This is a genomic window from Microcoleus harperi Pol14_C6 (genome assembly GCF_036701295.1).
GTDB lineage: Bacteria > Cyanobacteriota > Cyanobacteriia > Cyanobacteriales > Microcoleaceae > Microcoleus.
The window spans coordinates 179,907-205,771 of the sequence record NZ_JAUBQN010000004.1; the positions used below are offsets into that span (position 1 = coordinate 179,907).

Annotated in this window: 15 protein-coding genes; 6 read left to right on the top strand and 9 right to left on the bottom strand. The window is 49.2% G+C overall.

Going from position 1 to position 25,865, the window contains the following annotated elements; translation table 11 throughout:
* The first annotated feature begins 392 nt into the window (after positions 1–392).
* The 3 genes from QUA27_RS05400 (at position 393) to rpoD (ending at position 2,868) form a co-directional block, all read left to right on the top strand.
* Positions 393–593 (top strand): hypothetical protein, encoded by a 201-nt coding sequence (locus QUA27_RS05400; protein ID WP_333066826.1) that lies wholly within the window; start codon positions 393–395, stop codon positions 591–593.
* A 255-nt stretch (positions 594–848) separates the two neighbouring features.
* The gene (locus tag QUA27_RS05405) at positions 849–1,016 is read left to right on the top strand and encodes a hypothetical protein (protein WP_333066827.1); all 168 of its coding nucleotides are present in this window, start codon (positions 849–851) and stop codon (positions 1,014–1,016) included.
* Positions 1,017–1,701: 685 nt separating this feature from the next.
* The gene (rpoD, locus tag QUA27_RS05410; RefSeq protein ID WP_333066828.1) at positions 1,702–2,868 is read left to right on the top strand and encodes an RNA polymerase sigma factor RpoD; all 1,167 of its coding nucleotides are present in this window, start codon (positions 1,702–1,704) and stop codon (positions 2,866–2,868) included.
* A gap of 214 nt (positions 2,869–3,082) precedes the next feature.
* On the opposite strand, the gene QUA27_RS05415 is transcribed toward rpoD, so the two are convergent.
* The 3 genes from QUA27_RS05415 to QUA27_RS05425 form a co-directional block, all read right to left on the bottom strand.
* A complete protein-coding gene (locus tag QUA27_RS05415; RefSeq protein WP_172186457.1) occupies positions 3,083–3,235 on the bottom strand; it encodes a CAB/ELIP/HLIP family chlorophyll-binding protein in 153 nt (50 codons plus the stop codon).
* 125 nt (positions 3,236–3,360) lie between these two features.
* Positions 3,361–4,623: an ABC transporter ATP-binding protein gene (locus QUA27_RS05420; protein WP_445251474.1), complete on the bottom strand. Its 1,263-nt coding sequence runs from the start codon at positions 4,621–4,623 to the stop codon at positions 3,361–3,363.
* Between the two features lie 360 nt (positions 4,624–4,983).
* Positions 4,984–7,536, bottom strand: a complete 2,553-nt coding sequence (locus QUA27_RS05425) for a DNA gyrase/topoisomerase IV subunit A (RefSeq protein ID WP_333066831.1) — start codon at positions 7,534–7,536, stop codon at positions 4,984–4,986.
* A 1,574-nt stretch (positions 7,537–9,110) separates the two neighbouring features.
* Here QUA27_RS05425 and QUA27_RS05430 point away from each other — a divergent pair.
* The gene (locus QUA27_RS05430; protein ID WP_006632892.1) at positions 9,111–9,506 is read left to right on the top strand and encodes a response regulator; all 396 of its coding nucleotides are present in this window, start codon (positions 9,111–9,113) and stop codon (positions 9,504–9,506) included.
* Positions 9,507–9,817: 311 nt separating this feature from the next.
* Here the strand turns inward: QUA27_RS05430 and QUA27_RS05435 are convergent, their stop codons facing one another.
* From QUA27_RS05435 to rpsT, 6 genes are all read right to left on the bottom strand, one after another.
* On the bottom strand, positions 9,818–13,945 hold the full coding sequence (locus QUA27_RS05435) for a DNA-directed RNA polymerase subunit beta'' (RefSeq protein ID WP_333066832.1): 4,128 nt from the start codon (positions 13,943–13,945) through the stop codon (positions 9,818–9,820).
* Positions 13,946–14,398: 453 nt separating this feature from the next.
* Positions 14,399–16,273: a DNA-directed RNA polymerase subunit gamma gene (locus QUA27_RS05440; RefSeq protein WP_333066833.1), complete on the bottom strand. Its 1,875-nt coding sequence runs from the start codon at positions 16,271–16,273 to the stop codon at positions 14,399–14,401.
* Positions 16,274–16,357: 84 nt separating this feature from the next.
* Positions 16,358–17,449, bottom strand: coding sequence for an HNH endonuclease (locus QUA27_RS05445; protein WP_333066834.1), 1,092 nt, complete (start codon positions 17,447–17,449; stop codon positions 16,358–16,360).
* Positions 17,450–17,618: 169 nt separating this feature from the next.
* The gene (rpoB, locus tag QUA27_RS05450; RefSeq protein WP_333066836.1) at positions 17,619–21,005 is read right to left on the bottom strand and encodes a DNA-directed RNA polymerase subunit beta; all 3,387 of its coding nucleotides are present in this window, start codon (positions 21,003–21,005) and stop codon (positions 17,619–17,621) included.
* 602 nt (positions 21,006–21,607) lie between these two features.
* Positions 21,608–22,387, bottom strand: a complete 780-nt coding sequence (locus QUA27_RS05455) for a TatD family hydrolase (RefSeq protein ID WP_333066837.1) — start codon at positions 22,385–22,387, stop codon at positions 21,608–21,610.
* A 225-nt stretch (positions 22,388–22,612) separates the two neighbouring features.
* Positions 22,613–22,915, bottom strand: coding sequence for a 30S ribosomal protein S20 (gene rpsT, locus QUA27_RS05460; RefSeq protein ID WP_333066838.1), 303 nt, complete (start codon positions 22,913–22,915; stop codon positions 22,613–22,615).
* Between the two features lie 882 nt (positions 22,916–23,797).
* Here rpsT and hisD point away from each other — a divergent pair.
* The gene (hisD, locus tag QUA27_RS05465) at positions 23,798–25,111 is read left to right on the top strand and encodes a histidinol dehydrogenase (protein ID WP_333066839.1); all 1,314 of its coding nucleotides are present in this window, start codon (positions 23,798–23,800) and stop codon (positions 25,109–25,111) included.
* A 323-nt stretch (positions 25,112–25,434) separates the two neighbouring features.
* Positions 25,435–25,863 (top strand): universal stress protein, encoded by a 429-nt coding sequence (locus tag QUA27_RS05470; RefSeq protein ID WP_333066841.1) that lies wholly within the window; start codon positions 25,435–25,437, stop codon positions 25,861–25,863.
* Positions 25,864–25,865: the final 2 nt, after the last annotated feature.

Sequence of the window (25,865 nt, forward strand, 5' to 3'; positions counted from 1 at the left end):
TGAATTATTTCTAGTAAACGTTTATTGGGTTGTCAATAGAGACACGGATCTGAAATTTTTCTTGATAGCTTCATTTTCTAAAGGTCAAGCCACATAATTTAAACCCGAGTAGAGGATAAAGCCAGGCTCTGTGCTTTCTGATGACACGCTGTAAATAATAACAAAATTTTGAGCCTCGCACTAGCGTCCTACCATTCGATGGCTTTAAGTATCCTGGAGTTTAGGCCTTCTCTAACCATAGCAAGCACATCGCTAACTGGGTAAATTTTTCTTCCTTGGCGGATTTATCATCAGCAGGCAGTTGCATCAACATCCGCTGGGGATTTTTTTTCGTATGCTTGAAATTATCAAGACAATTCGGGAATGCTACCTAAAATTGATTGAGAGGCTTTATGGAATCTTCACACGGTCACGATATATTTAAAGGAATCGTGAAGTTATACTTCCGGAAGATGGCGAATTGTGTTGTTTGTGAGAATGTGCGATCGCGCAAGTGGGAACCGAAAGCCAAAAAATTTAGAGAAATCCGCAGCCGAGAGTTGCGAGGCGGGTTAACTCTCAGTAGAATTTATCCTGGTGGTTTTTGCCACTGACGCGACAAACTCGTGTCGAACTGCTTAAATAAGAATGTGACGTTAAGAACTTAATGTGATTTAACATCAAAATTAAACCCAATTTCTGAGATTTGAGCTAACTTAACAATGAAAGCCCCTGTTGCATTACTCAACCCGCAACGCTTCATTGGGGGTCAGAGTCGGTCTCTAATCCAGAGTTGCCGGCTTAAAACTAAAGCTACGAGCTTTATTCAATCGCAGATTGCGTATGATTCAATTCAGGGAAACAGGGTAATGATGGGTGTATCTACACGGATTGTATTGGTCCCAATTTGGGCAACTCAAAAATTGTCTGCTACTAACTGTCTGGCCAACTACGCCGCAGCCGTTCACCCAGATATACGCAGAAAACAGCGCCGTTCGATCGTGCGAAAGTTTTTGCGGGCCGTTCTCAGGATTTAGCAGAGCCGGACATAAGTTAGTATTGTCAAGCTAAGCTGACAGAGTTTTCCTAGTTCTTGACCAACAATGGAAAACAACTTCCATTTTTTGTGAGAAAGGCTACAATCGGGAAGGTCTTTGCAAGATCCGATTCTCCCCGTTTGGTGCTTCAACCCTCTGCTGTTGCATTTGAGGCAGCAGAACGACATCCAAAGTGGCGAAAATTTGCCGCGCAACTGTCATGTCTGACAACCAGAGTAAAGCAAGGCGAATCAAAAGTTCGACACCTAGAATACAAAAGTTAGAGGGTTCCGTGCCGGAAAACTTGTACGGGTAAAAACTCGAAGTACCGAGTAAAAAAGCCAGTATTTTTGGAAGTGCGATAGCTCGTAGTTCATGGTTTGCTTCTCGGGGCAAGGTATTGCAGATGATGCGGTAACTCGCTCCGAAAGAAAAAGCCGCCAGCTCAATTTAAGGTCGCCATGTTAAAATCTGCGATCGATTGAATGCGCTGCCTGCTTCAAAGCCGAACTCGAACTTTGACTCATAAAACTGGTGCAGTTTCGGTAACAGATTCAGCTAGCAGACCGAAAATCCCACTATTTTTTCCTGCGGGAATGTCAATACTGGCTAACTTGTCTAAACTACAAACAGACACTATTCCACTGTTATTTATTCTTTAATTCAGGAGCATGAGGAAGACGGCATGATCCAGGCTAACACCGTACTCGAAACCACAATTACACCGGAAATGGAAACAATCGACTTGCTTCGGGGCGCCGAAAGCGTTCTACCTGAGAGCGAGTTAGAACTCTTTATCGACGAAGAAGACGATCGAGAAGAATTCTTAGACTCTCAATCTGAGGAAGACCCTAAATCTGGCAAAGGCGCCAAAGCCCGCCGTCGGGCACAGGCAAAGAAAAAGCATTATACTGAAGACTCTATTCGTCTTTACCTGCAAGAAATCGGTCGGATTCGACTGCTGCGAGCTGACGAAGAGATTGAACTAGCGCGCAAGATTGCAGATTTGCTGGAATTAGAGCGAGTTCGAGAACAACTGCTCGAAGAGTATAACCGCGAACCCAAAGACAGCGAATGGGCAAATGCAGTAGATATGGCACTTCCTGCATTCCGTCACCGACTCCACGTCGGCCGTCGGGCAAAGGAAAAAATGGTGCAATCAAACCTGCGTTTGGTGGTGTCGATCGCCAAAAAATACATGAATCGCGGTTTGTCTTTCCAAGATTTGATTCAGGAAGGATCTTTGGGTCTGATCCGGGCTGCTGAAAAATTCGATCACGAAAAAGGCTACAAGTTTTCTACCTACGCAACTTGGTGGATACGTCAAGCCATCACCCGAGCAATTGCCGACCAATCGCGCACTATCCGCCTGCCGGTTCACCTTTACGAAACCATTTCGCGGATCAAGAAAACTACCAAACTCCTTTCTCAGGAAATGGGTCGCAAGCCTACGGAAGAAGAAATTGCTACCCGCATGGAGATGACGATCGAGAAGTTGCGGTTCATTGCTAAGTCAGCACAGTTGCCCATCTCTTTAGAAACTCCGATCGGCAAAGAGGAAGACTCACGTCTGGGAGATTTTATTGAATCAGACGGGGAAACACCAGAAGATCAAGTCTCGAAAAACTTGCTCAGGGAAGACTTGGAAAGCGTTTTGGATACTCTCAGCCCCCGAGAACGGGATGTACTGCGGCTGCGTTACGGCTTAGATGACGGACGGATGAAGACCTTGGAGGAAATTGGTCAAATCTTTAACGTCACTCGTGAGCGGATTCGCCAAATCGAGGCTAAAGCCCTGCGGAAGTTGCGCCATCCCAACCGCAACAGCATCTTAAAAGAATATATCCGCTAGAGTAATTTGCTAGCATCACCCGAAAGAGTGATTCGCACTCTTTTTTTTGGGGGGGAGACCCCCCGCCCCGGTTGGAGCTATAGCTGTTAATTTTTATGCTGCTAACTGCCCGGAGCAAGTGGCTATTTGCCACCCAAATCCTGCTGCCAAAATTTAGGGAGCCCGTTACGGAACTCCCAAGCTTTGCAGTGTCACAAAATCCTTAACTAGAAAATTACATCAAGCCCCAAAAGTGAAGCAGGCCTTGACCGGAAACCAATTCGATGATGACAGCGGCAGAGAAACCAATCATCGCCAAACGACCGTTCCAATTTTCGGCTCCCTCGCTGAAGCCCCAGTTCCAAGCGTTGCGTTTTTGTTCTTGCATAGTGCGAACTCCTGTCGTTAACTTGTGTAAGGCTTATGTGAATAAATATAACATTCCTTGATAAAAATGCAAGTTTGTGATGAGTGAGATCTGTCACAACGGTCGATCGACCTTGATGATTTTGCCTAACGAGGAAAAATAGCCAACTCGGTATCAGGGTCGAACAAGTGAATTTTGTCATGGGCGATGGCTAACCAAAGCTCCTCGCCAACTCGGATCGATCGCTCAGGAGGAACCCGCACTTGCATCCGCACCGCCGGAGCATCCGTCAAACAAACCCCCAAATAAGTTTCGTGTCCCAAAGCCTCTACAATTTCCACTTGTACCGAAAGATTTTTGGTAGCCGGAGGGTTAATGCTCAGATGTTCCGGCCGAATGCCCAAAATTAGCCCTCGCCCGTCATATTGTTGTAGACTTTTTGCCCAAATATCGGGTAAAGTAAAGCGAAATTGCGGGTGAGAAATCAACAGCGGAGCACTAAATTCCACAGACAAGAAATTCATCGGCGGAGAACCGATAAACTCAGCAACAAACAGATTAGCCGGCTTGTTGTAAAGCTCTAGAGGTTGAGCTACTTGCTGAAGCTGACCGACATTCATAATAGCAATTCGATCGCCCATAGTCATCGCCTCAGTTTGGTCGTGAGTCACATAAATAGTTGTAGTTCGCAACTGTCGCTGCAACTGCACAATTTGCGATCGAGTTTCCGCCCTCAATTTCGCATCAAGATTAGATAGCGGTTCGTCCATCAAAAAAACTTGAGGATTTCGAGCCATCGCCCTACCCAAAGCTACCCGCTGCTTTTGCCCTCCCGAAAGTTGTTTTGGCAAGCGATTTAAAAGAGATTCTATTTGCAATAATTCAGCTACCTCCCGCACTCGTTTTCCTACGGCTTTTTCCCGTTCCGACAAATAGCGCAAACCCGGAGGCAACTTGCGAGTCGCTCCTCCTAAAAAGTCCTCAAACAAAGGATAAATTAGATGATTTTTAAAAGAATTAGAAGCTAAATAATTAATAACCTCTTCTACCTTATCCCTAATTTTTTCTATATTCTGGATGCTTCGTTCTTCTCCTTGTATCTTCCCCCTTATCCTTTCTACTTTCTTCCCTCTTCCCTCTTCCCTCTTCCTTCTTCCTTCTTCCTTCTTCCTTCTTTCGTCTTTTTCCCTTTCCGAGCGGCGCAATCCAAAGGCGAGATTATCGTAAACTGTTAAGTGAGGATAGAGAGCATAATTTTGAAATACCATAGCGATATCTCGGTCTTTAGGATGTAAATCGTTAAGGAGCCGATCGCCAACCCAAATATTGCCGGCTGTCAAAACTTCTAAACCGGCGATCGATCGCAGCAAAGTGCTTTTTCCGCAGCCAGAAGGCCCCACCAGCACCATGAATTCCCCGTCTTCGACCGTTAGGTTAATGCGCCGCAAAACGCTGTTAGACGAAGGGCGATCGGCTAGAGGCGAGACACTTTCTGCCACGGTGTTTGCTTCTTTTTCCTGTTCTCCTTGGCGGAGCGGAAAACTTTTGTAGATATTTTCTAATACAACTTGCGCCATTAAACAATTTTAGATTTTAGATTTTAGAGTGGAGAATTGGAGGCAGCTCCGATGGGTATTTATTCCCAGGCTCTGCCTGGGAACAAGGCTGAATGGGGAATGGAATTGGACGTATACGCTCGAAGGCAAAAAAGGCAAGCTTTAAGTGACTCACAGCGAATAATGACACAATGAATGACCCATGACTAATAACTATTGACTGCTGATAACTTTGATAATTTTTTCACCTGGATTGAGGTCAAAAACTCGATCGCCCGCAGCATCTTTCCCCCAAAAAGCTATAGCATCCATAGCCGATCGCAGCAGGCGGCCAGAATTAGTAAAAAGTTTAACATCCGTACCCGGAACAGCGTGCAGCAAGCCAACTAAAGCATCTTTAGGCTCTGAGAAACGAAAAGCTTGAGTGCCAATTTCGCCCCGGTTAGTAAGTCTGACAGAACCGGCAGGCATTCGTTTTGCCCAACCCAACTCAGAAAATAGCACCAGACTGTCTTCCGGGTCGAGAGTGATACAACCCACCAACTCTTCCTGCTTCCGCAATCTGGTTACTTGAGATCCCTGGGCGCTGCGGCCCATTGGCGGCAGTTGTTCATCATCAATCTCAAACCGGAGGACTCGGCCTCCTGAAGTTGCGATCGCCACTTGCTCGCCGATTTTAGCCAGACTCGCACAGCGCAGCCGGTCGTCCTCCTTGAGTTTAACAACAGTAACGCCGCGATTAGTCAAATCAGCAAATTCCTGCATCGGCAAGCGCTTAATTTTCCCTTGCTGAGTCAGAGTTACTAAATCTGCTGCTTCCGAATTTTCCGGCAAAATAAAGTGTGCCACTGTGATTTCCGACAAAGCGCGACCGGCACTATCTTTAGTAGCACTCGGCGACAACAAACTAACGATCGGCGTTCCCCGGTCTTTGGCGCTACTACTAGGAATATCCGCCACTTTCAGTGGGTAAGCTTTGCCGTTAGGAGTTAAGACGACCAAAGTGCGATCTGTTTTCGTCAGATTTGCCGTCACAATAAAATCTTCATTTTTTTCTAAAGCTGAAACAGATTTTTCGCGACTTTTCGAGCGTGGCTTTTCCCCAGTCGGCAAGCGTCGCACGTACTGCTTGTGCGAAAATTCAACAATAGTTTCCTCTGCCTCTACAACGGGCAATAAGTTAGGCTGAATCGTTGCCGGCGACAACTGCTTCACCGCAGAATTTTTCTTACCAGCAAATTGTGGTTCGGCGTTTGCTGCGCGTGCAGTTCCATTGGCGAATTTAGTGCGGCGGGGGTCAGCGTACTTGCGTTTTAGCGATCGAAGTTCCTTCTTTAAAGCCTTCAAAAGTTCGCGCCTGTCGCTCAACAACCGCTGCAATTCTTGAATATTAGTCATCAACTCATCAAACTCAGACTGCAAATTTTGCCTTTCCAAACCAGTCAGCCTCCGCATCGGCATCGCCAAAATCGCATCAGCTTGAATTTCGCTCAAATTGAGGCGAACTTGTAAAGTTTGCTTAGCAGTAGACCCGTCAGGAGAATTTCTGAGAATGTCGATCGCTGTATCGAGATTTGTCAAAGCCAACATCAAGCCTTGGACAATATGACAGCGGCGTTCCGCAGCCTGCAACTCGTAATTGTAGCGGCGGGTAAGAGTCACTTCCCGGAAATCCAGAAATTCCTGCAACAATTGTCTGAGCGTTAACTGTCGCGGTTGACCGTTGACAATTGCCAGCAAAATTGCCCCAAAATTTGTTTGCAGGTCAGTTTGTTGGTAAAGGCGAGCCAGAACCGCTTCTGGGGAAAATTCCCGCTTGAGTTCAATCACCACTCGAATGCCTTCGCGATCGCTCTCATCACGCAAATCAGAAATACCGTCGAGGCGGCCAGCATTGACCAACTCCGCCACCTTTTCAATCCAAGCCGCCTTATTTACCTGAAACGGAAACTCCGTTACCACGATCGCCGTTTTAGTACGCACCTTGCGATTACCTGGCACCTCTTCCACCCCGGCCACACCCCTGACCGCAATGCTGCCTCGACCCTTAGTGTAGGCGTCAACAATGCCCTCTGTAGCGACGATTTCCCCTCCGGTTGGAAAATCCGGGCCCGGAATCAGTTCTATCAACTTCTCGTCGGATAGTTCCGGGTTTTCAATCAAAGCAATTAAACCGTCTACCACCTCCCCCAAATTGTGGGGCGGGATATTAGTTGCCATCCCCACAGCAATGCCGGTACAGCCGTTGAGTAACAGAAACGGCAACTGAGCAGGCAGTGCCGTCGGTTCCTGCTGCGAATTGTCAAAGTTACCAGTAAAATCAACAGTTGCCTCGCCGACTTGGGTTAGCATAGCTTCGTGGGCGATCGGTGCTAGCCTCGTTTCCGTATAGCGCATAGCAGCCGCCGGATCGTTGTCCACCGAACCGAAATTGCCGTGACCCGCCAGTAAAGGATAGCGGCTCGAAAACTCCTGAACCATGCGTACCAGAGCGTCGTAAACCGATTGGTCACCGTGGGGATGATATTTTCCCAAAACATCTCCAACTACCCGGGCGCACTTACGGTAAGGTCGGTCTGGCGTCAGACCGAGTTCGTGCATCGCATATAAAATTCGACGGTGAACTGGTTTTAAACCGTCGCGGACATCAGGCAAAGCTCGCCCGACGATCACACTCATGGCATATTCGAGGTACGATTGCTGCATCTCGGCGTGCAGAGGCGTAGAAATTACTTGCCCGGAAAGTAGGTTGAGTTGTTTAGCCATGAGTCCTTGTGTCCGTTAATTCCTGAGTGAAAACAGCCTCTGTCAATAATGCCGAGGTTCCCTGTCTCGATTGAAAAGCCTTTGCTGCAGGCGAACCGAAAGTTCGACCCAACCGCCCATTTGAAGAATAAAAATAAACTTAACTGGTGAAAGCAGAATCAGAGTCCCGAAGACGGGCAACACTTGCCTCTTACTCTCCACTCTTACCCTAACCTCTATGTTGCCTTCATTTGCGCCTACCTGTCTATTTACCTTCTCACGGCAGAAGGTAAATAGACAGGAGAACACGGAATGCCAGAAACTCAGAACGTAGTGAGGCTGTAGCTCTTCCTAGGAAAGCGTCACGAGGGACTTGAGTCCCCGTCAATCTATGATAGAATTTAATTGCAATTAGGAATAACCATCTACCCGAAGAAATATTCTATTCAGGAGAAACCCCGGATTGATCTCGTCTCAGTACAGCCGTAGCGTGGATCAAGCAGCAAGGGTTGACGATCTAGCTGACCGTATTTTGGCAAGCGTGATGGACTCCGAAAGTATTAAAAAAGAAAAGTAAGCGCAATTGGAATACCCCTGGTAGTGGTAATTGTTCTGAGCGTGTAGAGACGACTGGACGATGAGTGAAGTCCCTGTTTTGGGCTTATTCAACAATAGAGCGTGGCCGTGACTCACTGAGGGAACATCTCAATGAAAGCACCCAAGCTAGAAATTGGAGGCAGGAAACAGGAGCCAGGAGGAAAGAGGAAGAAGGAAGGAGCCAGAAGAAGTGTTTGTACAAATTATGAGATGCTTCCCTCACTGAGAGTGTCAAAAATGCCGATATCGATGAATTCATCACTCAAAAGCTCTCCTGGCGATATCTCCTAGTCTGGCCTCCGCTTGATGAAAGAAAGCGTCGATATTTGAAGCCCTTTTGATGGGTTAAAACTCAGAATTAGGAATCTCCAACAATCCCCGCTAGATTCGCTACTTCGAGTGCTGTGGCGACGCGAGGAAGGAAATAATTATCACACATTCCCGATTCTAATACCAGTTCAAAAAATAATGCAACTGTAGGCCCGCGATCCAAACTGATATCCAGTCAATCAGTTCCCATCTAAAATATAAAATATAAAATATAAAATCAGAAATGGTAGAAGCCGGAGGCTTGACCGAAAGAAAGGATATTATAAGTCCAGGACGCACTGGTAGTCAGAAACCGGGTTTTTTCATAGCAATAGTTCGTTATAGCCCGCCGAAACGAGCAAAAACCCGGTTGCGAGGCGTCGTCCATGCGTCCTGGATTGTACTAGAAACCTGCTACCTGAGAATCTTGAGACTCTCACCAGTGTCAGGTCTAGTTATAAAAAAGAACTAAACTGTCTGTGTGTAGTAGTCTAAATGATGGTACTGGATGCTTCTAGGCATCTATAAACCCTCTCACAGCTAGTGGCTCAAGGATATACATACGGGTTTTGCAGGGTTCCCGGCTGATGGCGCTAAAAACTCTGCATTTTTGACGGGGAATGTAGTCCCCGTGTCGTGTTCCTCTTTGGACTAAAGTCACAAAGTTTCTATACTTCCCATATTTATTTATGAAAACCGTTCTGATTGTAGAGGACGATTTGGTTAATGCTCGGGTTTTTTCCAAAATTCTGACTAAGCGGGGGGGCTTAGCCGTGAAGCACACGGAAAATGTTGAAGAAGTGATGCAGATTGCTGCCAACGGCGAAGCTGATTTGATTTTAATGGATGTGTCTCTTTCGCGCAGCGTGTACCAGGGCAAATCTGTTGACGGGATTAAGATTACTCAACTGCTCAAAGCTGACCCGCAAACGGCCTCGCTGCCGATTATTTTGGTGACTGCTCACGCGATGGCTGGTGATAAAGAAACATTTCTGGATCAAAGCGGTGCCGACGGTTACATCTCTAAACCTGTGGTAGACCATCAAGAGTTTGTTAATCAAATCAAGGCTTTGCTACCTGATTGAGTGAACCATACATGAATAAAAAATAAGAAGGGAGAAGGAAAAAGGAAGCAGGAAGAAAGAATTGTTTGTTTGAACCCACAAACAATTAAAACTCTAGAATTACAAAGTTTGCTTAAACTCTGAATCTTCCTTCTTCCTTCTTCTTTTGGATGTCCCGATTACACAATGCTATGAGTTCGGAGCTTGAATTAGTGAGGAAAAATTTGAGGTTTTTCAACTCATGAAATCGAAGTGTGCGTTGCGGCGAGGAACCAACTTATCCTCAGCGAGCGCAACGCTGTTCATTGATTCATGCAATCTCAAAACTATGATTAGTCTTCGTCCTCATCGAAGTCAAAACCGATATCATCATCATCATCATCCGGTCCCAAGGCATCATCCTCAGTCTCAGCGACAAAATCGTCTTCATCAACCTCAACTTCCTCAAAATCCTCATCAGGCTCAAGATCAGAGGCGCGCCCGATCTCAAAACCGCTCTCGATCGTATAAGCGCGGCGGGCCGTACGGTCATCAAGTACCACATCCTCCTGTAAATCGTGGATGTCGTCATCAAACACAGCACCATCAAAACCGGCATCCTGCACCCCAGCATCTTCGTAGGCATTGAACCCGGTACCCGCAGGAATCAGGCGGCCGATAATCACATTTTCCTTCAGACCGCGCAGCCAGTCAGACTTACCTTCGATCGCAGCCTCAGTCAACACCCGCGTAGTCTCCTGGAAGGAAGCAGCCGAAATAAAGCTATCCGTATTCAGCGAAGCCTTAGTAATCCCCAGCAACACCGGAGTATAATCCGCCGGCGCTCCACCAGTAATTGACATCGCCTCATTCACCTGCTCAACCTGCCGCAATTCTACCAACTCACCGGGGAGCATAGTAGTATCGCCGCCATCTTCCATCCTGACTTTGTTGGTCATCTGGCGAACAATCACCTCGATGTGCTTGTCGGAAATATCCACGCCCTGAGACTGATAAACCGACTGCACCTCATTCACCAAAAACGTCTGCACCTGTTGGAAACTCTCCAAGGCAGCCTCAAAAGTAGACTGCCGCTCCTTAAGCACGTGGAAGAAGACCTCCAGAATTTCGTGAGGGTTAGCAGGCCCGTCGGTCAAAGCTTCGGCGACGCCCACGCGCTGTCCGTCGGAAACGATCGGGTTTTGACCAGGCAACAAAGGATACTCCTCAATCCGGCCATCATCCTCAATCACCGCAAGTTCCACAACATCGTCATCCGTAACCACGCGAGCCGTCCCCGGCCGTTTGGCTAAAATACAAGCTTCCTTCGGCTTCCGCCCTTCAAGAAGTTCCTCAATCCGTGGCAAACCCTGAATGATATCCCCAGTCTTTGCCCGCTCAAACACCAGAATCACCAAATTGTCACCCCGCTGCACCAAGTCGCCGTCGTCTACGTGCAGCACAGCACCAGCCGAAACCCGGTAAGGACGAGCCACCCTGAGCAAGAGTTTCGCCGGTTCTGTCTCCGACGCAGGTACAACCTTCACAACTTGGCCGGACTCTTCGAGAACAACCCCCGGAGCTATTTCGGTACCAGCCACCAGCAGTTGACCCGGACTCACATCCGGCGTACCTGCCACAGAGATCGAAATAGAATCCGCCTCTCGCATCACCAACAGTCGGCGCACTGGTTCGCCATGCCCCTCACGGATGCCTCGAACGATACCCGCTTCTTTGCAGAGAATCTCTGTGCGGGCGACTACTGCCCCGGGCGCGATCGACTGCCCATCTTCGACCAACAGTCGCGTGTGGGTGCTGCCCTGAGTCGGATCGGCAGACACGTCCCGCCGAATCACCAGCGATTCCAAAATCACTAACTGCAAGCGGAAAGTCTTGGAAGCTCGATCGCCCCCATCGGCTACTGTCATCGCCAATTCTTGGGACTCCGTACCGTCTTGGGCAGATCCCCAAGCCGGGCCCGAACCATCCGCCCCAAAAGCCATAGCATCGTCCTCATCCGGCAGCAGCTCGATATCCGCCGCCAGTTGCGGAGCTCCGGAACCAATTTCCAAGATAAGCTGAGTCCGCAGCAGTTCCAATCCCTCGACCGATTTGACGCGCTCCCCATCCTTATAAGGAAGTCGCTGCACCGCTTTCAAAGAGATGGACTCATTGAGCGCCGTTTGAGAAGGCACAGGTGGCTTATCTGGCACCGGAAATTCCACCACAGGCCGCAGCAACAAAGCCGGGCCTTCAGGAGTTTCGATATACTCGGCATAGCCCAACTCTTCGGCAACCAAGCCTGGGAAAATTTCTTCACCGGCGTTGACGATTTGACCTTCCCCAAATGTTAGCGGCGGGCGGTCAACTACATGGAGCGTGCCCGGTTTGATCACAATTTCCCGGAGGATGTCATTTTTCTGAGTGATTTCTACTGCCCCGCTGGTTTGGCAGAAAATATCCTTGACGACTTCTGTGCCGGCTTCAACGTACTGGCCGTCTTCGACTAGCAGGAGGGAGATATCTTTGTTGACTTCGTGGCACTCTTCGGGTATCCAGAGCAGAGTCCCCCCCTTGACGACTTCGTAGCCGAGTTTGGCTTTGCCGCGCTTGTGGACTTCTACGCCGCCGTATTTGACTATGCCGCCCGTGGCTGTGCGGTAGCTGTCGTCGAGCAGTTCGGCGACGACTTCTCCGTTGATGACTTTGCTTCCGGGTGCTGTCTTGAGGGAAAACCGCTGTTTGGAAGATGTTTCGATCGTGTAGTGGTCGCGGCCGCCCGCGCTTTCGGCCCGCACGACTGCTTGGTCGAGCAGGACTTGGGCGGTGATAATTTCGATTTCTCTGGGGTCGGCGATGCGGACTACGCCCCCGTGTTCGGAGACGAGTTTGGTTTCGGCAATCACGCTTTCGGCGGGAATGCGATCGCCGTTTTTCACTGCCGGTTCCGCGCCCGGGGGCAAGTTGTAGACTTCTCCCGAAAGAATCCAAATCAGCCCGCCTTTGCTGGCCGTGCGGGTGGTGTTCCCTTGGCGGTCGGTTTTTTCTTCGGGGACTAAATCGGCAAATTTGGCTTCTCCGGCTAGGTCGGAGGCTACGTCTGTGGTGACTTTTTCGGTGGTTTTGCGGGCGGCGCGGCCGACGATCGGCACTTCTGCCAAAACTTGACCGGGAATGGCGCGCTGTCCGTCTTTGACCATCAGAGTAGAACCCTGGACGATCGCCAATTCGATTTTCAGTTTTTGATTCTTGGCGCCGGATTTCCCTTCTTCAAATCCGTCGCCCTCAAATACAAGTTTGCCGTTGTTTTCTGCCACCAGTGCTTCTTCGCCGTGTCTGGTGCGGAACGAGCGAGTACGCAAGTTCTTGAATTTCACTACACCGGGGAAGGGTGCGCGTTCTTGTTTCGCGACTTCTCCAGTGAATACGCCGCCGGTGTGGAAGGTACGCATGGTGAGCTGGGTTCCCGGTTCCCCGATCGACTGAGCTGCAATAATCCCGATCGCTTCTCCCATGTCCACCATTTTCAAGTGGGCGAGACTCCAGCCGTAGCAGTGCTGACAAACCGATCGGGTAGATTCACAAGTCAGGGGCGATCGTAAGTACACCTCTGCCACCCCAGAATTACCAATTTCCGTCGCCAACTCCTCGGTAATTGGCTGATTTCGCACGGCTTTTTCGCTGCCGTAAGACACGATTTCCCCGGTTTTGGGGTGCAGCACATCTTTGGCGAACACCCGCCCTAGCAGCCTGTCCTTGAGGGGAATCAGCACTGTTGCTCCGTCCGTCATCGGTCGTACTCGAATTCCCCGCTGAGTGCCGCAGTCCACTTCCCGCACAATTACGTCTTGGGACACATCCACCAAACGGCGAGTCAAATAGCCAGAGTCTGCCGTCCGCAAAGCTGTATCTACCAAGCCTTTGCGCGCGCCGTAGGAAGAGATGATGTATTCGGTGACGGTGAGTCCTTCGCGGAAGTTGGTTTTAATTGGCAAGTCGATGATTTCTCCTTGGGGATCAGCCATCAATCCGCGCATTCCGACTAGCTGTCGCACTTGAGAAATGTTTCCCCGCGCCCCGGAGAAGGCCATCATGTAGACCGAGTTTAGGGGGTCTGTGGCTCGGAAGTTTTTGACTACTTCGTCTTTGAGGTCTTCTGATGTGCTGTTCCAGGTATCGATTACTTTTTGGAAGCGTTCGACTTCGGTGATTTCACCTCTGGTGTATTTTTGTTCGGTGATGCGGATTTCTTCTTCGGCTGCATCGAGGAGCGATCGTTTTGACGGGGGCACTTGCAAATCGTCTACGCTAATCGAAACTCCCGCTCGTGTCGCAAAGCGGAAACCCAAGTCTTTGAGTTTATCGGCCATTTGCGCTGTACGGGCCGTTCCGTAGTGCATGAAAGACCAAGAGATTAGTTTTTTGAGCTGACCTTTGTCAACAACTCGATTGCGAAAAACAATTTCCTTATTTTCTGTCATTTTTCTGAGTAGTGGTAATTGGTAACTTTTACTGCCGTTCGACTTCGGCTCCCCTGAGCGAAGCCCAAGGTTTCAGAACGTAGCCGAAGTATTGGTAATTGGTAAGTGGTAATTGGTAATTGATAAGTAGAGCTGCGGGAAAAAAACAACAAGCATTTTGTTGGTAGGGGCTGGTTTAGCGTATAAGGAAGAGAGCGAAGCTAGGAGATGAATCGACTCAAATTCCCTTCCCATAATAAAGTTTATTTGCACCTACCTACTTAATTGGTAATTGGTAACTTTTACTGCCCTTAGACTTTGCTTAGGAACCGCGTCCTTGAAGTATTTGTAAGTAGTAATGGGTGAATTTTCCGGTTTCAATCACTATTATTTATTAGCGATTATTTATCAGTTATTACCCATTACCTCTTACCCATTACCTCTTATCCATTACCTCTTATCCATTACCCATTTCTAATTGTTAATTACCGATTCGATGGTTTGGTGATAGATAATCCGGCCCGGGGTAGTGCGAATGAACTGATTGAGAATCTTGCCCTCTCCGTCTTCCCGAACCCGGCGGAACTTGTATTCTTTCGTCACGATACCGTCGGTAGAGCGTTCCACCTTCAGGGGTTCTCCCTCGGGTTCTGAGTTTTCTATGGCGCCTTGAAACCTCACCCACACATAAGAGTGCAAGTCAACGATTCCTTGTTCGTAAGCGACCACCGCGTCGGTAAGGTTGGAGAAATAGTGACCGGCTCCTTTTTGAGCGTCAGGATTTTCGGCTGTCAAGTAATAGCAACCGAGCACCATATCTTGAGAAGGAGTAACGATCGGTCTTCCGGTTGCCGGCGACATAATGTTGTTAGAAGCCAGCATCAGCAAGCGCGCTTCCGCCTGAGATTCCAGAGACAACGGCACGTGCACGGCCATTTGGTCGCCGTCAAAGTCAGCGTTAAAAGCCGGACAGACTAGCGGGTGAAGCTGAATCGCCCTCCCGTCGACCAAAATCGGCTCAAAGGCTTGAATCCCCAAACGGTGGAGGGTCGGCGCCCGGTTTAGCATTACCGGGTGTCCTTCAATCACCTCCTGAAGCACGTCCCAAACACTGGGATCGTTGCGCTGGATCAGTTTTTTGGCAGCTTTGATGTTGTTGACCAATCCTTGGCGGATCAAGCGGTGGATGACGAAAGGCTGGAAAAGTTCGATCGCCATTTCCCTCGGCAAACCGCACTGATGAATTTTCAGTTTCGGCCCCACCACAATCACCGAACGCCCGGAGTAGTCAACCCGTTTCCCCAGCAAGTTTTGCCGGAAGCGACCTTGTTTCCCTTCAATGATGTCCGACAGCGACTTCAGCGGGCGGTTGTTTGCCCCCACCACTGTCCGGCCCCGGCGACCGTTGTCAATCAGCGCATCCACAGCTTCTTGCAGCATCCGCTTTTCGTTGCGGATGATAATCTCCGGCGCCAGAATTTCTTGGAGTCTCGCCAAGCGGTTGTTGCGGTTGATGACTCTCCGATAAAGATCGTTGAGGTCGCTGGTTGCAAAACGCCCGCCGTCTAACTGCACCATCGGCCGCAAGTCGGGGGGAATCACCGGAATCACATTGAGCACCATCCAATCGGGTTGAGATCCCGTAGCGATGAAGTTGTCAATTACCCGCAAACGTTTAATTAACTTCGCCCGTTTTTGACCTTTAGCATTGGCAATATCTTCCCGCAACTTTTCCGCTTCACTTTCTAGCGGAATATTTTGCAGCAAAACTTGCAAAGCTTCAGCACCTATGCCTACTTCTACACCTGTGAGTGTGGAATCTTCGCTGTAAAGTTCGTCTTCTATTTCCAACCAAGCATCTTCCGTGAGCAATTGCTTGTATTGCAGTTTTTCGGCATTACCGGGATTGAGAACAACATAGGCATTGAAATAGACGATTTGTTCGACATCTCGCAGCGGCATATCTAACAGAATTGCCATGTAACTCGGAATGCCTTTGAGATACCAAACGTGAGCTACTGGAGCTGCTAATTTGATAAATCCCATCCGGTGACGGCGGACGCGAGATTCAGTGACTTCTACACCGCATCTTTCGCAAACAATGCCTCTATGGCGAACTCGTTTGTACTTCCCACAATGACATTCCCAATCTTTTGCAGGTCCAAAAATGCGCTCGCAAAACAAGCCATCCATTTCAGGTTTTAAGGTGCGATAATTTATGGTTTCCGGTTTTGTCACCTCTCCAGTAATCTGACCGTTGGGTAAAGTTCTTTCTCCCCACTGTCGAATTCTTTCTGGTGAAGCTAACCCGATCTTGACGTAATCAAAGCGTTGTTCTATTTTAGCCATTCTTGACTCCAATTGATAATTTACAGTCGATTATTTGTGGTTGTTTATCTTTTTTGTTGGCTTGTTTCACGGCTTAAATCAATGTTATACTCCTCTATATGTGACGTGATTTTTAATATCAGAGATGACACTTGAGGATACTCCAAAGTCATCAGCGATTTTAGAGATTGATTCTCTACCACTAATTCTTTTTCGTACCTCAAGAGCTTGCTCGAAAGTCAGTTTGCGATCGAGATATCCACCCATGCGAGGAACTGGAACCTCTTCGCCTGCTTCCTTCCAAGTGATGTGATACTTAATATCGTGTATGGTTTTGCGACCAACACTGTATTCGTGAGCTACATCCTTCACTCTCTCTCCTGCTGCTAGTTTTTGCCTAATTTCTCGCACCTTTTCCCAATCTAATTTGGCATTTGAAAGGGGATGACTTTTGCCTTGAGTGCGTCCTTTCTTAGAAGCATCTAATAAATTTTGAGTGCGCGTTCCACCCCAAAGGTGTTCTGGATTAATACAACTGGGAGTATCGCAGGTATGACAAGCATCTATTGAAGTCGGAACTGCACATCCTAATTTCTCTGCTAAAACAGCACGAGTAACTGATTGGGATTTCCCATTTTTAAAGTACCTGCCATAACCACCTTGACCATCCTTTGCCCCTTGAAAAATTATGCAGCCACTGTCTTGAATTTCTCCTACAAAACCGGGGGGAACTGTAGTGAAGTTATGGGGAATTTTTGCCTGAAGTATCTTAGTAATAGTGTCATACTGTACGCCATACTCTTTTATTAGGTGGCTTTTGGTGGTTCCAGCTAAATATTGACGCTGAATTTCCTGCAGTTGTTCGATCGATAGTTTACCAATACCGGGAATACTTTTGCGTCTGGGAGTTTTGCGATCGCGGCCCATCATATGCTGCGTATTCTCAGCCGCAGTTCCAGCTACGAGATGTGCTGGGTTGATGCAGCTTGGATTGTCGCAGATGTGGCAAGCAAAATAACCGGAATCTATAAATCCTGGTATTTTTGATTCGAGCACTAATCGGTGGATTAATACCGTTTTGCCCTCAATCCACTTGCGCCCGTAACCATTTTTCAGCTTGCTCCCTTGCCAGTTAATACAGCCTGTCGCCCGGTCAACTTCTCCTTCTATTCCTGGGACAACTGTTACAATAGTCATGTCAGCGTCTCTCCTCTTAAGAGCGTTGATTCGCCTCAACAGTGTTCGTACCACTGCTGAGGCATTTTAATTGGCACTTCTCGATTTTAGATTTTAGATGTGAGATGTAAGATTGAATGCTGTCAAACAATTCTTCAATCTAAAATCTAAAATCTAAAATCTAAAATCCCTAATCTTCGTCAAGTTCGTCACGAGAAAGCGATTCGTAAGTAGGCCGGGAGGGCGATCGCTTGCCCCCAGCATCTGCCATCAAATCCACCTCAACGTGCTCGCTGCCCTCGTCGGACGTATTCACCTTGTGCACAGCAATATCCAAGCACAAAGACTGCAACTCCCGCATCAGCACCTTGAAAGATTCCGGCGTACCGGGGCGCGGAATAGCTTTGCCTTTGACGATCGCATTCAGCGCTTCATTCCGCCCCTGCATATCGTCCGACTTCACAGTCAGCAACTCTTGCAAAGTATAAGCTGCGCCGAACGCTTCCAGAGCCCAGACTTCCATTTCTCCGAACCGCTGACCCCCCTGCTGCGCTTTACCGCCCAAAGGCTGCTGCGTTACAAGCGAGTAAGGGCCTGTGCTGCGCGCGTGGATCTTATCGTCTACCAAGTGCACCAGCTTCAGCATATAGGCGATGCCGACTGTGACGGGGCGATCGAACGGTTCCCCTGTCCGGCCATCGTAGACAATAGTCTTGCCGGGGTGCTTTTCATTAAACACCCAAGGCTTGCCGGTTTTTTCGCGCGCTTCCTGTAACTTGCCGTGTACGGTTTCCCGCGACTTTTCAGCGCCGTGCATTTCATCAAAAGGCACCATCTTGAACCGCATCGACAGATTTTCGCCCGCCCATCCCAGCAAGCACTCAAAAATCTGACCCACGTTCATCCGCGACGGTACGCCCAAGGGATTGAGCACTATGTCAACGGGAGTCCCGTCGGGCAAATAAGGCATATCCTCCATCGGCAGAATCCGGGAAACAATACCCTTATTCCCGTGGCGGCCGGCCATTTTGTCGCCGACTTGAATTTTCCGCTTTTGAGCCACGTAGACGCGGACGACCATGTTGGCGCCGGGGGGCAGTTCGTCGCCCTGTTCGCGAGTAAACACCCGCACGTCCACTACGCGGCCTTTTTCGCCGTTAGGGACGCGGAGGGAATTGTCGCGCACGTCGCGGGCTTTTTCGCCGAAGATTGCCCTCAGCAGTTTTTCTTCCGGCGGTTGGTCGGATTCACCTTTGGGGGTGACTTTGCCGACTAGGATGTCGCTGGCTTCTACCCAGGCACCTTTGCGGATAATGCCCTGTTCGTCTAGCTGGCGCAGCGCGTCTTCGCCGACGTTAGGAATTTCACGGGTGATTTCTTCGGGGCCGAGTTTAGTTTGACGGGCTTCGATTTCGTACTTTTCAATGTGGATCGAAGTGTAGACATCTTCGTACACCAAACGCTCGCTAATGAGCATCGCGTCTTCGTAGTTGTAGCCTTCCCAAGGCATATAAGCTACGAGGATGTTGTGGCCCAGAGCGAGTTCTGCCCCTTCGGTAGAGGAACCGTCGGCGAGAACTTGACCTGCTACGACTCGATCGCCCTCATAAATCAGCGGACGCTGGTTTAAGCAAGTATCCTGGTTAGAACGCTGATATTTTTGCAGTTCGTGTTCGATGCAGCCAGCATATTTTTGCTTCCAAACCGAGGGCTGTTTGACTTTGAGATCGTCGTATTCCTTAATCAGGAAATGTTCTTCGCTGGAATTCGATTCGGCATCTACAGCCAGGGGTTTGACAATAATCCGGGTAGCGTCGATGTAAATCACCTCGCCGTCGATCCGGGAAACCACAACCATCCCGGAATCTCGCGCCGCCTGAGCTTCCAAGCCCGTACCGACTAGCGGCCGTTCAGGTTTCAGTAGCGGCACAGCTTGCCGCTGCATATTCGAGCCCATCAGAGCTCGGTTGGCGTCGTCGTGTTCCAAGAACGGAATCAGGGATGTCGCGACGGAGACGATTTGCACGGGCGAAATCGCCATGTAGTCCACCTGCATCGGTGTAGTCGTCGTAAATTCTTGGCGGTAGCGGACGGCTACGGTTTCGCCCAAGAGGTTGTTGTTTTCGTCGAGGCTGATGTCTCCGGGGGCGACGCGCAAATCGTCTTCTTCGTCGGCTGTCATGTAAACAGGGGCTTTGTCGCGCAGCACCCGTCCTTTTTCTACTGGATAAAAAGGAGTTTCAATAAAGCCGTAGGGGTTGACGCGGGCGTGAGTTGCCAAGGAACCGATCAGACCGGCGTTGGGGCCTTCTGGTGTTTCGATCGGGCAAATCCGGCCGTAGTGGGACGGGTGAATGTCCCGCACTGCAAACCCGGCGCGTTCGCGAGTCAGACCTCCTGGGCCTAGGGCGGAAAGCCGGCGCTTGTGAGTCAGTTCTGCTAGGGGGTTGGTTTGATCCATGAACTGGGATAGCTGGGAGGAGCCGAAGAATTCCTTGATTGCTGCTACCAGGGGTTTGGGGTTGACTAGAGAAGCGGGGCTGAGGGAGTCGGCATCCGAGACTGTCATTCTTTCGCGGATGATCCGTTCTAGGCGGTTGAGGCCGACTCTGACTTGGTTTTGCAGCAGTTCTCCGACACTGCGGACGCGACGATTGCCTAAGTGGTCGATGTCGTCGGTGGAGCCGATGTCGAATTCGAGGTTAATTAAGTAGTCGATCGCTGTCAAGATATCTTGGGATGTCAGCACCCGCATGGTATCGGGGACTGTCAAGCGCAATTTTTTGTTGAGTTTGTAGCGGCCGACTCGGCCCAAATCGTAGCGTTTGGGGTCGAAAAAGCGCGAGTTAAGGAGCTGTTCGCCCCCCGCTACGGTGGGGGGTTCACCTGGACGGAGTTTGCGGTAGAGCTCCATCAAAGCTTCTTCTTCGCCGAATTGTCCTTCTTTCTCGATCGTTTTTTGGAAGTATTCCGGGTGGCGCAGGGAGTCGTAGATTTCGCCGTCTGTGAGTCCGAGGGCTTTGAGCAGCACCTGAGCCGATAGTTTGCGCGTTTTGTCGATTCTGACCCAGACTAAATCGTTTTTGTCTGTTTCAAATTTCAGCCAAGCGCCTCGGTTGGGGATGAGCGAGGCGTTGTAGGAACGGCGACCGTTTTTGTCTGTTTCCGATTTGTAGTAGACGCCTGGGGAACGCACGATTTGGTTGACAATCACCCGTTCCGCGCCGTTGATGATGAAAGTGCCGCGCTCGGTCATCAAGGGCAAGTCGCCGATGAAGACTTCTTGTTCTTTGATTTCCCCTGTTTCTTTGTTAATCAGGCGGGTGGGGACGTACATTTGCACCGAGTAGGTGCTGTCCCTGCGCTTGGCTTCGTCCACGTCGTATTTCGGGCGCTTGAGTTTGAAGTCTTTGCCCATGAAGTGGAGTTCCAGCTTCCCCGTGTAGTCTGTAATCGGGGAGAAGCTGTCGAGTTCTTCGATCAGCCCGGCTTCTAGAAACCAGCGAAAACTTGCCCGCTGGATTTCGATCAAATCGGGCAAGGTGAAGGCGAATTCTGTGTAATCTTTAGTTGTCATGGGGGTCCTTTTTCCGCAGTGGCTCTAGCTTTTTACATGGCGCCAAGGCTGGGCTTTTTTACCTTGTTGCGTTTTTTTGATTGATTGTGTGAGAGAATTTATATGATGTTTTCGATCGCCTATCAACTGCTGCAACGGTTATTTGTGCGGTTTGCTCGCAGTATTTTTGTGCGGATTTTGGTTTCGATCCCGATGCTTTTAGCTCCGATCTCGTGGTTTTCCTGGGTAAATCCCCTACACTTTTGACTCCTAAAATTGACTTGACAGCTATTGCCAAATTGCTGAGGTTCCAAGTTTCTTCTGATGTGTAAGTTTGAGTGTGTAAGTTTGAGGTATTGCGTGAAGTTGTGACCGATCCCGAAGGTTAGCGTACTCGCGTTGTGTTGGTAGTTCCCCGGCGACATCGCAGTCGCGGATACTAAGCCAACGCCCGATCGGTCAGTTCTTTTTATTATAGGACGCAAATCCGATCGCAACAGGCAACGCCAAAAGAATCTCCCATAAACGATGAATCCGGTTTTTCGGGCATGATAGAAATGGGATTGTTCTGAGCGCGGGCTCCTAAATCGACCTGTTTTCCTCGTTTCTCTGTTCTGCTACAACTAAACTGAAAAGCCGAATAGCTTACAGGCATTTTCGGTTGTCTGCTGGGACAAAGTTAAGAGAGAAACTCCTCTCAATTTAGCAACTTGCTCGGCTACGTAGTAGACGTAGGCTGGTTCGTTGCGTTTTCCCCGTTGGGGTACGGGGGCGAGAAAAGGGCAATCTGTCTCGACTAGGATGCGATCGCTATTTACCATACAAGCTGATTCTTGTATTTGCAAGGCTTTTTTAAAGGTGACTGTTCCGCTAAAACTGATGTAGAAACCTAGGTCTAAAAACCACTGGGTTTCTTCGGGTGTGCCTCCCCAGCAGTGCATCACCCCGCGCACTGGTCCGCGTGTTTGCCAAAAGTTCCTCAGCATTTCGGCCATTGGGGCGGCGGCGTCGCGACAGTGGATAATGACTGGTTTGTCAAGTTCCTGGGCGATTGCAAGCTGTGCCTCAAACACTTTAAACTGATGTTCTCGATCGTCAGCTTTATAAAAGTCCAGTCCGGTTTCGCCGATCGCCACTACCCTAGAGTCCGAACTTGCTAATTCCCTAATCTGGCTTGCAGTTTCGTCTTTCCACTTGTCGGCATCTAGGGGGTGGAGTCCCACCGCAAAGGAGACTTCTGCAAACTGATTGGCGATTGCTTGAATGCCGGCAAACTCTTCTGGCTCTACACAAGAATGAACCAGCCGAACTACACCAGCTTCGCGCCAGCGTTCTCGAATGGCTTCTAACTCTGATTTGTAGGTCTCAAAGTTGATATGAACGTGAGTGTCGATGAGCTGCATGGGGGAAGCAGATTAGAGGTGATACGGGAAAGTCCTTGTGGGATAGGGCGAGGGGGGAGTGAGAGAGTCTGGGAGTGGGAGTGGGAGAGAGTGTGTGGGAAAAATCTTCCGTCTTCCGTCTTCTTTCTTCCTTCTTCACGCTTGACTTCTTCACGCTTGACTTCTTCCCTCAACATCCATCCCTTCAATCTTGTACACTGCTTCGTTGGCGAACTTTCTGCTTCCTTAAGATGCTACCGAGGATGTTTCGTGCGGCTTGAGGGTTCTTGCCAAGCGGGACTTTTTGCGAGCGCCGTTGTTGCGGTGGAGTACACCTTTTTTGACAGCTTTGTCAATTTTGCTGTATGCCTCAGACATTCGCTGCTGGACTTCTTGCATTAATTCCGGGCTCGGAGCTGCGGCGTATTTGTCAACGGCAGCGAAATACTTCTTCATCAAAGTTTTGACCGCTGACTTGTAAGATTTGTTGTACAAGCGGTTACGTTCGGCGATTTTGACTCGTTTGACGGCGGACTTAATATTTGCCATAGTTCAGTTGCTGGAAGTAGGTATTCATTGATACACCCTAGTCTCAAGACACGGGGATTTTGAAGGACAACCTTTTCGGGATCGAGCCGCAAAAAGCTTGATTTTTAAAGGCGGAGTGAGACAGCCAATTTTCCATTAGCTCAGATTGAGCTGAGTCTGTGGCTACTTTTTGGCGACGCCCGCGCAATAATTTTTTATTGACTCATTTAACTGCCTGCTTTTTACCCCTGACAATACCCAAAGGTATGACACGGGTGTTAAAGAGGCGTTTTGCGGTGTTTCCACCGTCACGAGTTAAAGTCACGGTTTCTTGCGCGCAATTTTCAAGTATACAATAATTTGGCGTTTTTTTATAAAAAAAATTATCAGGTGTTGGAAAAACTAATATAGCACCTATTCTGCTTAAAATCCAATTCTCTGAAAAATCCAAGTTAAGCTATAACAAAGAATACGGGTGATTTGGGCTTCGGCAAGAAGCACTTACCGAAGGTAGAAGGTAAAAAGCTGAAGGTAGAAGGTAGAAGGTAGAAGACAGCCGGATCAGAAGGTAGAAGGTAGAAGGCAGAATCAAAATTCTTCCGCTCGAACACTCTCCCTCTCGGATATTATCGGGGTCGAACACTCTCTCCTCTGCGTTCCAACCCTCTTCCTGGGCACCTGGTTCTCTGGCGGACAATTCCTAGAGAAGGTTGTGACTTGTCCTCAGTGTTGCAAAATCCTCGACAGAGATTTAAACGCTGCACTGAAGCCTTGGAAAATGCCGCGACTCTCGCGGTTTAAGCTTGTGGACTGGTGGTGGCTTAATTCTCTAGGAGAACCCCACAAAAATCCCCAATTGTCAAGCAAATGTTAGTGAAGTTATAGACGGCATTCCTAATCTCCATGCTGCGAATCATTACTCAGTGGGTTGAGGCACAAGCTGAACTGCGACGGATCTGCGATCGCACCCATGACGAACTTGTCGTTCACAAAGAAGCCACCGTGCGGGAGGTGCTGCAAGCTGTAAGGCGCAGAGGCGATCAGGCTGTGCTGCACTACACTGCTGAATTTGACCGCATGACCCTAAATGTGGAAGATTTACGGGTCAGCGGCGCCGAATTGGATGCTGCTTACCAGCAGGTGTCGAAAGAATTATTAAATGCCATCCGGCTAGCTTGCAAACAGGTAGAGGCGTTTCACCGACAGCGCGTCCCGAAGTCTTGGGTGCAGTTTGGTGATGACGAGATTGTTTTGGGCAAGCGCTACACGCCGGTCGATCGAGCGGGAATCTACATTCCTGGCGGTCAGGCGTCCTATCCGAGCTCGGTGATAATGAATGCGGTTCCTGCGAAGGTCGCCAAGGTGCCGAGACTGGTAATGTGTACTCCCCCCGGACAGGAGAAGAAAATGAATCCTGCGGTGCTGGTAGCGGCTCAGGAAGCGGGAGTTGATGAGATTTATCGGGTCGGCGGGGCGCAGGCGATCGCGGCTTTGGCCTACGGTACGGAAACTATTCCGAAGGTGGATTTAATTACCGGGCCGGGGAATATTTACGTCACCCTAGCTAAAAAACTGGTTTACGGGACTGTGGGGATCGATTCTCTGGCTGGCCCGTCGGAGGTGCTGATTATTGCGGATGGTTCGGCGAATCCCGTGCACGTGGCTGCAGATATGTTGGCTCAAGCTGAGCACGATTCGATGGCGTCGGCAATTTTGCTGACGGCGGATTCGGTGCTGGCTAGGAAGGTGGTGGCTGAGGTAGACAGACAGTTGGCAAATCACCCGCGCCGAACTTTAACAGAAAAGGCGATCGCCAACTACGGTTTAGTCGTGGTAGTTGACTCGCTCAAAGCGGCGGCGGAACTCTCTAACGAGTTTGCCCCGGAACACTTGGAATTGCAAGTTTCAGATCCCTGGGCTTTGCTCGAGCAAATTCGCCACGCTGGGGCGATTTTCTTGGGCTTATCGACGCCGGAAGCTGTGGGCGATTATTTGGCTGGTCCGAATCACACTTTGCCGACTTCTGGGGCGGCGCGCTATGCGTCGCCGCTGGGTGTCGAAACTTTTATGAAGCATTCGAGTTTGATTCAATATTCGCCTGTTGCACTTAAGAAGGTGAGTAGGGCAATTAATGTTTTGGCGGAAGCAGAGGGGCTTCCTTCTCACGCTGATTCAGTGCGGCTGCGGACTGAAAATGAGGGAAAGGGTGAGTTTTAGAGGGTAGATTTAAGTAGATAATCGGCAAAATACAGAGGTAGTCAAAAGCGAGTGAAATGCAATGAAAGGAAGCAATTCTCTTGCGATTATGGTAGCTTTACATTCTGTGACAAGCGGTCCAGTTTATTTGCACCTATCTACTTACGCACTGCGGGCTTAAGAAACCCGGTTTCTTCAAGAATCTTGCTTAAATGACGCAATTATGTTAAGAAACCGGGTTTCTGGGTAGGTAATAATGATGTTGGTGGGGAGCGCGAAATTGTGGAAAGTAGGCGACAATCAACGAAAAATTTAAAGTCTAAATATCTGAAATTTAAAGGTGCATGGTATTGAATACTGTTTTGGTAGCGATCGACAATTCAGAGCTTGCAGAACGGGTTTTGCAAGTTGTAGGAAAATTTCAGCTAGAACCGACGGCCAAGGTGATTCTAGTTCATGTTGTGAGTTCTGCTACGTCGGATTTTGACGCGGTTGTCGATCGACCTCACGCTCAGGGAGATGAGATTGCTTACCGAGAGGTGGAGAAGTTACTGCAATCTTATCAGGAAAAGTTGCCTTGCCAGAGCGAATTGGAGATTGTTTCGGGACAGCCAGCAGAAGAAATTGTGCGTTTGGCTAATATTTATAAGGCGGATTTAATTGCGATCGGCTGTCGGGGTTTGACTGGTTTAAAGCGGATTTTGGAGGGTTCGGTGAGTGCTGAGGTTGTCGCTGAGGCTCCTTGTTCGGTGTTGGTGGTGCGCGCTAAATGAGC